The organism is Leptotrichia sp. oral taxon 847, from assembly GCF_001553645.1.
In the GTDB taxonomy this organism is placed as follows: Bacteria; Fusobacteriota; Fusobacteriia; order Fusobacteriales; family Leptotrichiaceae; genus Leptotrichia.
Map to the genome: position 1 here is coordinate 349330 of NZ_CP014231.1, position 13486 is coordinate 362815.

Genomic DNA, 13486 nt, shown 5'->3' on the forward strand with positions numbered 1-13486 from the left:
TCTTTTTTTATTTACTTTTATTTCAATTTTTCAATTACATCTTCAGGTGTATCTTGTTTCAAAATTAAATCTCTGTATTTTTGTGCTTCTACATAATTGCTGTTTCTAATTATTTTTTTAATTGTAAGTCCTGACGAAGCACTCATACTAAATGAATCAAGTCCCATTCCTAAAAGAAGTCTAGTCGCTCTTTTATCTCCTGCGAACTCTCCACACATACTTACACTAATTCCTGCATGATGTGCAGCATCAATTACTTTTTGAATAGCTTCTAAGACTGCTGGGTTAAACGAATTATATAAACTAGATACTAATTCATTTCCTCTGTCTACTGCCAAGAAATATTGAGTTAAATCGTTAGTTCCAATTGAGAAGAAATCAACTTCTTTGGCAAATTTATAAGCAACTATTGCAGTTGAAGGAGTTTCCACCATAATTCCAACTTTTATATTTCTATCATAAATTTTACCAATTTCATCTAATTCTTTTTTACATTCTTCTAAAATAGCATTAGCTTTTCTAATTTCATTTATAGAACTTATCATTGGGTACATAATTTTAATTTGACCATATTGAGAAGCTCTTAAAATAGCTCTTAATTGGGTCTTAAACATATCTTTATTTTCTAGCGATATTCTGATTGCTCTATATCCTAAAAACGGATTCATTTCTTTTGGTAAATCCAAATAAGGTAACTCTTTATCTCCACCTATATCCATTGTTCTTATTGTGACAGGTTTTCCTTGCATTTTTTCAGCTACCACTCTGTACGCTTGGTATTGTTCTTCTTCTGTTGGGAAGTGATCAGAATTCATGAATAAAAATTCTGTTCTGTATAATCCAATTCCTGTCGCTCCTGATTCAATTACCGCATCAACATCGTTAGGACTTCCAATATTTCCCCAAATGTCCACTTTTCTTCCATCTAGTGTAACTGCTTCTTCATGGATTAATTTTTTAAGTTCTTCTTTTTCCACTCTAATTTTTTCTTGTTTTACTTTATATTCTTCAACTAATTTTTCAGTTGGTTCTAGGAAAATTTCTCCTGTTTCTCCGTCCATTACGACTAATTCTCCATCTTTAACTTCCCCTAAAACACCTTTTACTCCAACTACTGCCGGTAATTCAAGCGATCTAGCCATTATAGCCGAGTGAGCTGTCTTTCCTCCAATTTCTGTAATAAATCCAACGCAGTTTTCTAAGTCCAATTGAGCCGTATCTGACGGTGTCAAATCTTTGGTAACAACAATTGTATTTGGTTCTAAATTACTAAAATCGTTAATTTTAATTTCCAATAAATTTTTTAACCATCTTTTTCCTATGTCTTGCAAATCTGCCGCTCTTTCTCTCAAATATGGATCATCTAACTGAGAAATCATTTCACAATATTCATCAATTCCTTCTCTCAGAGCTCTTGCTGCTGGTAATTTATCACCTGTTATTTTAGCTTCCACTTCTTCAATTAAATCTTCGTCTTCAAGAAGCATAATATGACCATCAAAAATTGCAGCTTTATCTTCACCCATTTTTTCTTTTACTTTTTCTCTGATTGCAATTAATTGAGTTTTTGATTTTTTTAATCCGTTTTCTAATTTTGCCAATTCTGCTTCAATAGTCGAATCAGCATCTATTTTTTGAGGAATAACTATATTTTCCTCTACAAAAAGCAATACTTTTCCTATTGATACTCCTTCAGAAGCACCAATTCCTGTCAATCTTTTCATTTTTTTCTCCTCTTTTATATATAAATTTTATTATAAATATATTTTTTTGATAATATCTTCTAATATCCTCTATTAGCTTTTATATTATCACGAAACAACTTAACGATTTGCCCTTTTCCGAATTCCGTTGCCATATCCAGTGCCGTTCCCCCGCTGTAATCTTTTAATTGAGGATTTGCACCTTTTTTCAATAAAAATTTTATTATGTCAATATTAGCTTTTAATGTTGCATCTTGTAGGGCTGTCCAGCCATCAGTTCCACTTTGTTCGTTTATCAATTTTGGATTAGCTGAAAGTAACATTTCTACAGCTTCTTTATTTTCATAATAACAAGCTACATTTAATACACTTCTTCCAAAAAGTGGATGTTTTTCTCTCAAATTTGCACCATTTTTTATGAGATATTCTAAAATTTCATTATTTTGAGATTCGATTGCTACAACGATTGGAGTGTATCCTCTTTCATCTTTGGAATTCACGTCTATCAATGTATTGTTATCCATCCCATAAAGTTGAAGAAAATCTATTGCAACTCCATATTTTCCATTGCCAGGATTATTCTGCTCATTCATTTCTTTTCTTTTATCAAGATTTTCCTTAGTTAATAAAGAAAATTTTACAAAATTGTTATTATGCTGCCTTATAGCTTTAAATAATGCACTTAATCTATTTTCCTGTTTTTTTGAATCACTGATTTCATTTATTTTTTTAGAATTTTCTCTTTTATAATCAAAAACCGACGAAAATGCAAAAAAATTTGTCATTAAAACGCCTACTAAAATACCTTTTAAAGAAAAAAATTTCATCTTAATACCTCACTTTATAATTATACCATATGATTTTTAAAAATCAAAATTTTTTTAAAAAAAATGGAAAAATAACACAATGTTATTTCCCCATTTTCTTGTCATTTATTCCATAAAACTTGGAAGTTTAAAATTATTTTTTTTCTTTTTTTGTTTTGAGGAGCTGTCTTTGTCATCACCGATAAAATTGTTAAAATCATCATTTTGATCATCTTTGTCGCTGTCATTTTTACCCTTGTCTTCAGAGTCGGTGTCTTCTTTTTTATCATTATTGTCATTATTTTTATTGGCCTTGTCGTCGCTATCATCTTCTTTTTCAGTTAAAAAATCATCCTTTTTCAACTTTTCTTCCAAAGTTTCTCCATCTTTTGTCAAGTCTTTGACAGTTTCTTCGAGTTCTTCAATTTTGGATTTTTCTTTTGGTTTTTCGAATTTATCTTCAAAATCAGTTTTTAAATTTTTCTCTGTTTCTATATTTTCTTTTTCATCGGATAGATTTTCTATCTTATCTGGATTCTTATCTTCCGATTCTTTTTCCAAAATTTGTTCAAAAGTTTCACCTTTAATAATTCTTCTAACTTCATCCCCAGTAATTGTTTCTTTTTTTAGAAGCAATTTGGCGACACCTTCTAATATGCTTATATTTTCCTGCAATGTATTAAATGTGTTCAAATATTCATCCATTAAAATTTTTCTGACTTCCAAATCAATCTCTCTCATTGTTTCATCACTTTTATTTGTCATAAATGCATATTCATCGTCTGGATTTTCAAGGTTGATTGGTCCAAATTTTTTGCTCATTCCAACACTTTCCACATACATTCTGGCAACTCTTGTAGCTCTTTTTATATCTGAATAAGCTCCCGTACTTATGTCATCTAACACGATTTCTTCAGCAGCCCTTCCACCGAATAAAACTTTTATTTCGGCAAGCAGTTCTTTACTCGAAGTAACTAATTTTTCTTCTGGAAGTGGCATCATAAACCCTCCAGCTTCACCTCTTGGAATAATTGTTACTTTGTGAACTGGATCCGCTCCATCAGTTAGTTCTGTCATTACAGCATGTCCTGCTTCGTGATATGCAAGTAATTTTTTTTCTTCAGGTTTTATTATCTTTCCTTTTTGTCCGAGTCCCATTCCAATTTTATCCACAGCTTCATCCAAATCTGCCATTGTTATTGTATCTTCAGCTCGACGAGCCGCTAAAATTGCAGCCTCATTTAACAAGTTCGCTAAATCCGCTCCAACAAATCCAGGAGTTATTTTAGCAATATCTTCCAAATTTACATCGCTGGCTAATTTTTTATTTTTTGAATGAACTTTTAAAATTGCGATTCTTCCTTGTAAATCAGGCGCATCAACAGTGATTCTTCTGTCAAATCTTCCAGCACGAAGTAACGCCGAATCCAACACATCTTCACGGTTTGTCGCTGCCAGTACAATAACCTTTGTATCTGTATCGAATCCATCCATTTCGACTAACAGCTGATTTAATGTCTGTTCTCTTTCATCATTGCTTCCACTGTTTTTTCCAGCACTTCTTTTTCTTCCAATCGCATCAATTTCATCTATAAAAATTATTGACGGACTTGATTCTTTCGCCTTTTCAAATAAATCTCTCACACGGGAAGCTCCAACTCCGACAAACATTTCTACAAATTCTGAACCTGAGATGCTAAAAAATGAAGCTCCTGATTCTCCTGCAACAGCTTTTGCAAGCAATGTTTTCCCCGTTCCAGGTCTACCAAGTAAAAGCACGCCTTTTGGAACTCTTGCACCAGCCTTTGTATATTTTTCAGGATTTTTCAAAAAGTCGACAACTTCTTTTAACTCTTCTTTTGCGCCGTCAACTCCTGCAACATCTTCAAACTTTACATCAGGTTTTTTATCAATTTTATTTACACGGGATTTTCCAAATCCGAATATATTTCCTGGACCCCCTTGACCGCCGCCAGTCATTTTTTTAGCCAAATATACCATAAGTCCAATCATCATAATAAGTGGAAGTGCATTTAAAAGTATCGCCAAAAAATATCCCCCACCTGATGGAGGCATCGAATTTAATTTCACATTCTTTTCTTCAATTGCGTTAATTATTTTAGGCTCATTTCCCACACGATCGGTAATTTTTTTTGTATAAAAAAGAACATCTTTTCCTTCACTTCTACCTTTTGCAACCAATTTATCATCTTTTTCGTCTATTTCTTTAAAATCACCTTTTCTAGTCTTATTTAAAAACTCAGAATACGATACATTTTTTTTCTCTTGAAAATAACCTTGAATATCCCTTTGAAATAAAAACGTAAATAAAGATAATAAGACTACGAGTAGTACAAACATAAATCCAGAAAAAGGCGAATTTCCATTTTCTTGTTTGTTTTTTCTATTGTTGTCTTTTCTCAATTCTTCCAGTCTTTTTTTTATGTCATTCTTATCTCTGTCTGCCATTTTTTCCTCCCAATCACTAATAATTTATTATTGCTTTTTAAATTTTTTATATCATTTTTATAAATTTTTTTTAAAAATTTTGAAAATTTTATATCAGAAACTGCTAAAATAATATTTTCTTCCATTTTATCTTCAAAAACTAACTCTATAATTGGAATAAAATCTCTTGCACTTTTTGATATTTTTTCATCTATTAAAATTTTTTTTATTTTTTTTGGTCCCAAATTTTTCAAATAAATTTTATCACCATTTTCACGATTTCTGATAATCAAATTGCTTTTTTTCCCGTTCAAAGTTAAATAGTTTTCAAACTCATCTTCAAATACTAAAAACGAATATTTAAAATTTTTCTTTTCATCAAAAAAATTATTAAAATCCAACATATTTTCAAAAAAATCTATTGTTTCCGAATTATACCACTCTATACTTTGATTTTTCTTTATAATTTCAAATTTCTTTTGCTTTTCTAAATTTTTTTTGTGATTCTCAATGACTTTATAGCCGTCATAATCTTTTTTCAAAACTTTATTTTTCCCCAAATAAAATTCTTTTTCCCCGTCATTTTTCAAATCACCATCACTGTCAAAAAGACTGTTAAAAATCTGGTTAATTTTTTTCCTTGAAATTTCCACATTGTTTTTATTTAAAAATTTTACAAAATTATCTTTTTTTTCATTGATTTTACTAGAACTATTCTCTCGATGGTTAATTTCTAATATCAAATCATTCACTTTATTTTTAAAATTTTTATTTATTTTAAAAAACATTGGAAAAATTTCATTTCTTATATAATTCCTTGAATAGTCACTCTCATTATTTGTATAATCAACTATATAATCTTGTTTAATCTTTTCCAAATAACTTAAAATTTCTCTTTTTTCAAATTGTAAAATTGGTCTTACAATATTTTCTCTTTCACGTGGAATACCTTTTAACCCTCTTATTGAAGTTCCTCTCAAAAGTCTAAAAATAAGTGTTTCCACATTATCATCCAAATTGTGTCCAGTTGCAATTTTGTCAAATTTTAACTCTTTTAATTTTTTATTTAAAATTTTGTATCTAAGTTCTCTTGCACCAAGTTCAATAGACTTTTTACTTATTTTACAATAACTTAAAACATCCAAATTTTCAATAAAAATTTCGACATCATTTTTTTTGGAAAAATCTTTTACAAACTTCAAATCATTTTCAACATCATCTCGCAGATTATGATTTACATAAAGCAAGGAAATTTTAAGTTCATATTTCTTTTTCAAGGAATTTAATAAATAAAATAAAAATACTGAATCAGGTCCTCCTGAAAAAGCGATTAAAATTTTATCTCGTTTTTTTATTAAACCATTTTTCTCTAAATCTTTTATTTTTTCTTTAAAACTAATCATCTGATTCATTCCTAGCTTTCATTTTTACTTCATCTGCCCGCTCTCTTTTCTTTTTTGCAAATGTTCTTCATGAGTTTTGGAATAATAAGTTTTTCCATTGTAGGTAAAAAAGAACAAATTGTCAGTTATCTCGGCATTTTGTACCGCTTTAAATGTTTCATATGGGGGATTTCCAATCGGTGTTGGTGGAAGTCCTGCAAATCTATAAGAGTTATATGGCGACATACTCGCCTTTAATTCTCCACTTTTCGCCTGTCTTCTCAAAACATATTTTAAAGTGGCGTCTGATTCCAGTCTCATTCCAATTTTTAATCTTTTCAAAAATAATCCTGCAACTTTTGGCTTATCTTTTTCATCTGGAACTTCTGCTTCAACTATCGAAGCCAATTTCAAATTATCATAAAATTTTTGTTTATCTGGATATTTTTCAGGCGGAAATCTTCTTAAAAATTCTTTTAATACTGTTTCTAAGACTTCTCTTGTCGTAACATCTTCTGCAAAAATATATGTTTCTGGATAAAAATACCCTTCAAAATTATTATCTTTATGTGGATATGGAAATTTTATTTGCGCAAGACTTTTTTTTATTTCTTCTTCCGTTCCAAGTCCTAATGCATCCATCCGTTCAAAAACCTGCTTTGAAGTAAATCCTTCGGGAATGGTAAGTCTTATTCCACTAATTTCACTTCTTTTTATTTTTCTTATAACTTCATATTTTGAAAGTTTTCCATTAAAACGATAAACACCTATTTTCAAATTATTTTTCCCGCTTAATTTTAAATACACTCTGTCCAAAATACCGTAATTCAACTTCAAACTTTTATAAATTTGACTAAAATTTGTACCTCTTTTCACGTCAATACTAACATTTTTATATTCTTTTTTTGAAACAAAAAAATTGTAAAAAAATATTAAAAAAATAAATAATAATATAAACATAAATATATTAAAGATTTTTATTGTATTTTTCATAACTTTTCTCCCATTTTGCTAATTATTTTACTAAAATTTTAAATAATTTTTTTACTACAAAGATAAAAAAACTTAAATAAAATTTTTATAGATTTTTCAAATAAGTTCTTTAATTAAAAGTGAGATAAACTATCTCTAAAACTAATTTTATAAAAAATTATTCTTTTATTTCACTTCCATCTTTTATTTCTATAACTTTTACATTTTCTAACTTGTTGTTTGGATCTTTTGGATTTTTCTTGATTTTTTTTCGCTCCCTTTCTTTTGCTTTCCAGTAACCTTTTGTGTCAATTTGAAAAACACTTGACGGATCTTTTTTTAACTGCTCTTCTAACTGACTTGTTCTTTGTTTTAATGCCTCTTTTTTTCTATTTTCTTCAGTCTGTTCCAACCCAAATATTTTGGTGTCATAATAGACATTCGTCAAATCACTTCTACTTTGCAAAAGATCCTCAAATTCATTTAATTCCTCTCCCTCAAGTGATATTTTCTCATTATTCGGATATCGGGACAAAACCCGAGTTACCCCGTCAGAAAATTCTATAACCATATATCTGTAATTTTTGTCAAAAAATAAAATTTGATTTTGAAAATGTTTAAAATATTTTTTCTCAACGTCTAAATAAACATTTCCTTTTGATTCTTCAATCCAAGCCCTTTTTATATCTTCTTCCCAAATGTTATTTTTAGGATCTAAATAACTTTTTGACAATCTGTAACCGTTTTGCTCCTGTTTAAAATTGTAAGTTATATTTTGAAAATCTTTTTCTTGGGGGTCGCTTGTCTTTATCACGTACCAAGGACCATAACTTTTATCAACTTTAAATTTTAATATTGGATTTACTTTTTCATCAATTTTTTTTATAAATTTTTCTACTTTATTTAATTTATTCGACTTTTCTTTTTTCACATCATCTTCATCTTCCCGAATCTGATCCAAATAAATGAATTCCCCATCTTCCGGCTCACTAGTTGAGTCATCGTCGTCATAATTATCTTGATTATTACTGTTATCATTTCTATAATTTTCATCTTTGTTAATTATAATATCAACATCTACAACATCGTCTTTAAAATTTTTTTTGCCCACTTTATCATCTTGTTTTGAGAGTGCCACTGTTGAAATTATAAAAAATAAAAGTATCTTATATATTTTATTTTTTTTCAAAATTTTCACCTTTTTATTTCAATTTTTATTAATTATAGCATATATTTTTAATTTTTGATAGAAAAAAAGTTTTCAAGAAAATAAATAAAAAATCCCACAACTACTTTTTGGCAAAAATAAAATAGTTCAGGGACTTTTATAAATTTTTTTATTTCACATTTCCAATATCTTTTCTAAAATACATTCCGGGAAAATTAATTTTTGATAATAATTTATAAGCTTTTTTTCTAGCTTCATCCAATGTTTTTCCAAATGCAACTGCGTTTAAGACTCTTCCACCATTAGTTTTGAATTTCCCGTCTTCAAATTTTGCTCCTGCGATAAATACCAATTCATCATCTGAAGCATTTTCAATTCCAGTTATCACATCGCCTTTTTTATAGCTTTCAGGATAACCTTTTGCCGCTCCTACTACACAGCAAGAATAAAGTAGTTTCCACGAAATTTTTAATTCCGATAATTTTTTGTCAAACGAATATTCTATCAATTCCAACAAATCGTTTTCCAAAAGCGGTAAAACTGCCTGAGTTTCAGGATCTCCTAATCTCATATTGTATTCCAGCAAATAAACACCTTTTTTCGTAATCATAAGTCCAAAGAAAATTACTCCTTCAAAGTCCATTCCTTCCGCTTGAATACCTTTTAAAGTCGGATTCATAATGTCGTTTTTAAAACTTTCAAAAACTTCCTCTGTAACATAAGGATTTGGACTTATAACTCCCATTCCACCTGTATTTAATCCAGTTTCATTTTCTCCAATTTTTTTGTGGTCTTTTGCTGATAAAAGTGGCACGATAACTTTACTATCTGTAAATGACAAAATTGACGCTTCCACTCCATCCAAAAATTCTTCGATTACAACTTGATTTCCTGCACTTCCAAATTTTTCTTCAACCATTATATCTTCAACAGCTTTAATCGCTTCATCGTGTTTTTGAGCGATGATAACACCTTTTCCAGCTGCAAGTCCACTCGCTTTTACGACTACTGGAAAATCACTCCAATTATTTAAAAACTCTTTTGCTTTGTTGGCGTCGTCAAAAATTTCATAAACCGCTGTTTTTATTCCATATTTTTTCATAAAATCTTTTGAAAATGCTTTACTTCCTTCGAGAATTGCTGCTTTTTTATCAGGACCAAATATTTTTAATCCATTTTTTCTAAATTCATCGACAATTCCAGCTACTAATAATTCTTCGCTTCCAACAAATGTCAAATCAATTTTATTATTTTTTGCAAATTTCACATATTCTTCAATGTTGTTTGACAAATTCGCATTTTCAGCTTTTTCTAATAACTCCACTCCCGCATTTCCAGGTGCAATAAATATTTTTTCAACTTTTTTATTTTGTGAAATTTTCCAAGCAATTGCGTGTTCTCTTCCACCTGCTCCCACAATTAGTACTTTCATTAATACCTCCAATTAAAATTTTTTGTTAAATTATACATTTTTATTTAAATACACTTGACAACCTATCTTTTTACAAAGATTGAAGACCGCGTATTCCAAAACATTTTTATTTATTAAACTCTAAATTTTCACAGTTTTTGAACAAAACTATTTTTAAACACTAAAATTTACTTTTTTGTAACAAAAAATAACTTCATTTTTTAAAACAAATTTTTAGTAATATTTTTTATAAAATATAACTTGCAAGTAAATAAGCAGCCAAAATACTTTCTATGCCTTTTAAAACTTTGCTCTGTCTAAAAAATATCCATTTCAACGCTTTTAATTCCATTTTCGCTCCCGCTTATTTTAAAATTTCTTTTAATTCTCTCACAATTTCTTGTATATAAAAATTTACATTTTCATTATTTACAGCAATATTCTTTAATAAATTTTCTATATTTTGAGAAAAATTTTTCGGTAATTTTTTACATTTTTTCAAAGAAATTTCCACAAGTCTTTTTTCTCCTGGATGAGTTAACTCATTTAATGCAAAAATGATATCAAAATATGAAGCCAAAAATTCTGTTATTCTATGATTTATACTCACAACATCATCTCTTCCAGTTGCCTTTTTTATCTGACCTTTATACGCTGGAAGAGCATCAGACAATAAATTCATATTTCGTAAAATTATATTTTCTTTCAACTTTTTAGGATAATCTATGCTGTACTGTTTTTGATATTTTTCAAGCTTTTTGTTTCTGTCAAAAAGAATTTTGCACTTTATCAAATTATGCCACATACAAGTTGTATATCCGTTATGAGAATTACATTTATCGACTACATAAGAAATTCCATTTATAAAATCGTCTAGTTTTCTGTAAACCACATCAAATTCCACTCCGTCATTCAAAACTCCGTTATCTTCATATTCCCAATAATGGTTGCCAATTTCAATTTTTGAACAGATTTCCAAATAAATTTCTTTGCGCTCTTTTTCAGGTATCATTTCATTGTAATAAACATAGATATCGTAGTCCGACTTCTCATCAAAATTTTCTCCCGCTCTTGAGCCACCAAGCGCTATTGCTTCTACTCTATTGTCATTTTTAAATTTTTCTAAAATTTTTTCTATCATTTTTTAAACTCCTAGTTTCTTTATTTTTAAGATTAAATTATTTTATAAATGAGTTGACTAATTAAAAAAATAACATTGGTTTTTAATATATTAAAGCTACGCAGAAAAACTAAACTTTTTTAATCTTTCTGCATAAAGAATTAATGTTTAAAATGTCTAATTCCAGTAAATACCATTGTTATTCCGTGTTCATTACAAGCGTCAATTGATTCTTTATCTCTAATTGATCCACCTGGTTGTATAATTGCTTTAATTCCGGTTTTTGCAGCTGTGTCTACGCAATCTCTGAACGGAAAGAAAGCATCTGACGCCAATACTGCACCTGTCAAGTTCTTTCCAACTTTTTCCTGAGCATGTTGCAATGCGTGTTCTGTTGACCAAATTCTGTTAGTTTGACCAGTTCCTACACCGATTGCCATTCCGTCTTTAACAACTACAATCGCATTTGATTTTACATATTTTACAACTTTCATTCCTAATTCCATATCAGCTTTTTCTTTTTCAGTAGGTTGTTTTTCAGTAACAACATTTATTTCATCAATCATTTTATTATTTGTTCCTTGAACCAAAATTCCACCATCAACTTTTACATAATCGAATTTATCTTGAGGTTTTGGAGTTTTACATTCGATAACTCTCAAGTTTTTCTTAGTTTTTAAGATTTCCAACGCTTCATCTGCAAATGAAGGTGCAATTACGATTTCCAAGAAGATTTTTTTCAATTCTTCGGCAGTTTCTTTATTAACTTCTCTATTAAGTGCCACAATTCCGCCAAAAATCGATACTGGATCACAATCGTGAGCTTTTTTGTACGCTGTGAAAATATCATCTGCAACAGCCACACCACAAGGAGTTGAGTGTTTTATTGCACAAGCCGCTGGACCATCAAATTCTCCAACCACTTTCCAAGCGATGTCCATATCCCTAATATTGTTAAATGACAGTTCTTTCCCGTTTAATTGTTTAATATCTTTCATACTTCCATTCTCAATAGTTGAAACATAGTAAGCTGAAGATTGATGAGGATTTTCCCCATATCTCAAATTGAATTTTTTTTCGTATGAAACATTCAAATATTTAGGGTATTCTTCTTCCAATAAGAAATTAGAAATAGCCGCATCATAAGCTGATGTCAAATTAAATACTTTTCCAGCCAATCTTTTTTTAGTTTTATAAGAAACTTCTCCATCTTTTTCCATTTCTTCCATAACTACTGCATAATCTTCAGTTTCGCAAATAACCGTAACATCTTTAAATGATTTTGCAGCTGAACGAAGCATTGTAGGCCCACCTATATCAATAAATTCAATTTTTTCATCAAAAGTTTTGTCAGTTTGAACTTCCCTAAAGAACGGATAAAGATTAACAACAACATAATCAATTGTTTCAATTCCTTCTTTTGCAATCGTATCCATGTGCTCTTTATTATCTCTAATCGCCAAAATTCCACCATGAATATTCGGATGCAAAGTTTTTACCCTTCCATCCAACATTTCTTTAAAATTCGTAACTTGTGAAACATCTATTACAGAAAGCCCATTTTCCTTCAAATATTTATAAGTTCCTCCTGTTGAGATGATTTCCACACCTTTTTTATCTAAAAACTGTGCAAATTCTAAAATTCCCGTTTTATCAAAAACGCTTATTAATGCTCTTTTTTTCATTTTAAAATTTCCTTTCTTAAATTCTTTGATAACTTTTCTATTTCAAATTTATATTTTTCAAACATTTTTTTTGATTCTTCTTTTCTTCCTTGATCAAACAAAATTACAGACATACAAGAATATGAATTTGGATCTCCTTTTTCAATTCCTAATTTGCAAATTTTTTCTCCTTCTTTTTAGATTAGTATTTTTTATTATTAATCCATAAAAACCATAAGCATAAATATTACCTTTTTCATATTCTTGTTTTACTAATTCCATTACTTCATTATCTAATTTTTTTGATTTATTTGAAATTATAACAATATCATTTATTGAAAATTTATTTCCTTTTTCTAATGCTTTTTTAGAATATTTTAAAGCATTTTTATAGTCTGCATTTTTATAGTACATGTCTTCTAAAAAATAATAAACAAAAATATCATCATTTTTTATTGATCTTAATATTTTTTCCGCTTTTTCCTCTTTATTTTGTTTAACATATAAAAATGCTAAATTATATTTTACTATTTTTTTCTCTTCTTCATCTGTAATAGTATTCAAATCTTTTAAAAAGTAGTATTCTGCCTTTTCAAAATTCCCTTGAACATAATAAAGATAACCTAAAGCATTATAAGCATTTGGGTTCCCTTTTTTTAATGCTTCAAAAAAATATTTCTCAGCCTCTTTATATTTTTTTTGCTCAAGAAAATTATTCGCTTTCAAAAATTCTTCATTCCCATTCACAGCATATCCCATCGAAAAAGCAAATAAAAACATTGCAAATATTAAAAATTTTCTTTTCACAAAAG

At 28.9% G+C, this 13486-nt stretch carries 10 protein-coding genes; all 10 read right to left on the bottom strand.

Annotated elements, in window-relative coordinates:
• Positions 1–17: 17 nt before the first annotated feature.
• The 10 genes from ptsP to AXF11_RS01590 all read right to left on the bottom strand — a co-directional run bounded on the left by ptsP (position 18) and on the right by AXF11_RS01590 (position 13481).
• A complete protein-coding gene (ptsP, locus tag AXF11_RS01545; RefSeq protein WP_068154268.1) occupies positions 18–1724 on the bottom strand; it encodes a phosphoenolpyruvate--protein phosphotransferase in 1707 nt (568 codons plus the stop codon).
• Positions 1725–1783: 59 nt separating this feature from the next.
• Complete coding sequence (locus AXF11_RS01550; protein WP_197416835.1) at positions 1784–2488, bottom strand: ankyrin repeat domain-containing protein; 705 nt, start codon at positions 2486–2488, stop codon at positions 1784–1786.
• 147 nt (positions 2489–2635) lie between these two features.
• Positions 2636–4978, bottom strand: a complete 2343-nt coding sequence (gene ftsH, locus AXF11_RS01555) for an ATP-dependent zinc metalloprotease FtsH (RefSeq protein WP_068154273.1) — start codon at positions 4976–4978, stop codon at positions 2636–2638.
• Positions 4951–6360, bottom strand: coding sequence for a tRNA lysidine(34) synthetase TilS (gene tilS / locus AXF11_RS01560; protein ID WP_068154275.1), 1410 nt, complete (start codon positions 6358–6360; stop codon positions 4951–4953). The genes ftsH and tilS overlap by 28 nt, the downstream gene beginning before the upstream one ends.
• Positions 6361–6384: 24 nt before the next feature.
• Positions 6385–7332: an endolytic transglycosylase MltG gene (mltG, locus tag AXF11_RS01565; protein ID WP_068154278.1), complete on the bottom strand. Its 948-nt coding sequence runs from the start codon at positions 7330–7332 to the stop codon at positions 6385–6387.
• 157 nt (positions 7333–7489) lie between these two features.
• The gene (locus tag AXF11_RS01570; protein WP_068154283.1) at positions 7490–8500 is read right to left on the bottom strand and encodes a hypothetical protein; all 1011 of its coding nucleotides are present in this window, start codon (positions 8498–8500) and stop codon (positions 7490–7492) included.
• 148 nt (positions 8501–8648) lie between these two features.
• The gene (gene purD, locus AXF11_RS01575; RefSeq protein ID WP_068154285.1) at positions 8649–9911 is read right to left on the bottom strand and encodes a phosphoribosylamine--glycine ligase; all 1263 of its coding nucleotides are present in this window, start codon (positions 9909–9911) and stop codon (positions 8649–8651) included.
• A gap of 343 nt (positions 9912–10254) precedes the next feature.
• Entirely contained in the window at positions 10255–11031 is a 777-nt protein-coding gene (locus AXF11_RS01580) for a nucleotidyltransferase domain-containing protein (RefSeq protein ID WP_068154289.1), read from the bottom strand.
• A gap of 140 nt (positions 11032–11171) precedes the next feature.
• Positions 11172–12695 (bottom strand): bifunctional phosphoribosylaminoimidazolecarboxamide formyltransferase/IMP cyclohydrolase, encoded by a 1524-nt coding sequence (purH, locus tag AXF11_RS01585; RefSeq protein WP_068154291.1) that lies wholly within the window; start codon positions 12693–12695, stop codon positions 11172–11174.
• A 141-nt stretch (positions 12696–12836) separates the two neighbouring features.
• On the bottom strand, positions 12837–13481 hold the full coding sequence (locus tag AXF11_RS01590) for a tetratricopeptide repeat protein (protein ID WP_068154295.1): 645 nt from the start codon (positions 13479–13481) through the stop codon (positions 12837–12839).
• Positions 13482–13486 lie beyond the last annotated feature (5 nt).

Coding starts and splice junctions, on each gene's coding strand:
- tilS (WP_068154275.1), bottom strand. CDS start 6,360: ATGATTAGTTTTAAAGAAAAAATAAAAGATTTAGAGAAAAATGGTTTA.
- purD (WP_068154285.1), bottom strand. CDS start 9,911: ATGAAAGTACTAATTGTGGGAGCAGGTGGAAGAGAACACGCAATTGCT.
- AXF11_RS01550 (WP_197416835.1), bottom strand. CDS start 2,488: ATGACAAATTTTTTTGCATTTTCGTCGGTTTTTGATTATAAAAGAGAA.
- AXF11_RS01580 (WP_068154289.1), bottom strand. CDS start 11,031: ATGATAGAAAAAATTTTAGAAAAATTTAAAAATGACAATAGAGTAGAA.
- ftsH (WP_068154273.1), bottom strand. CDS start 4,978: ATGGCAGACAGAGATAAGAATGACATAAAAAAAAGACTGGAAGAATTG.
- purH (WP_068154291.1), bottom strand. CDS start 12,695: ATGAAAAAAAGAGCATTAATAAGCGTTTTTGATAAAACGGGAATTTTA.
- mltG (WP_068154278.1), bottom strand. CDS start 7,332: ATGAAAAATACAATAAAAATCTTTAATATATTTATGTTTATATTATTA.
- ptsP (WP_068154268.1), bottom strand. CDS start 1,724: ATGAAAAGATTGACAGGAATTGGTGCTTCTGAAGGAGTATCAATAGGA.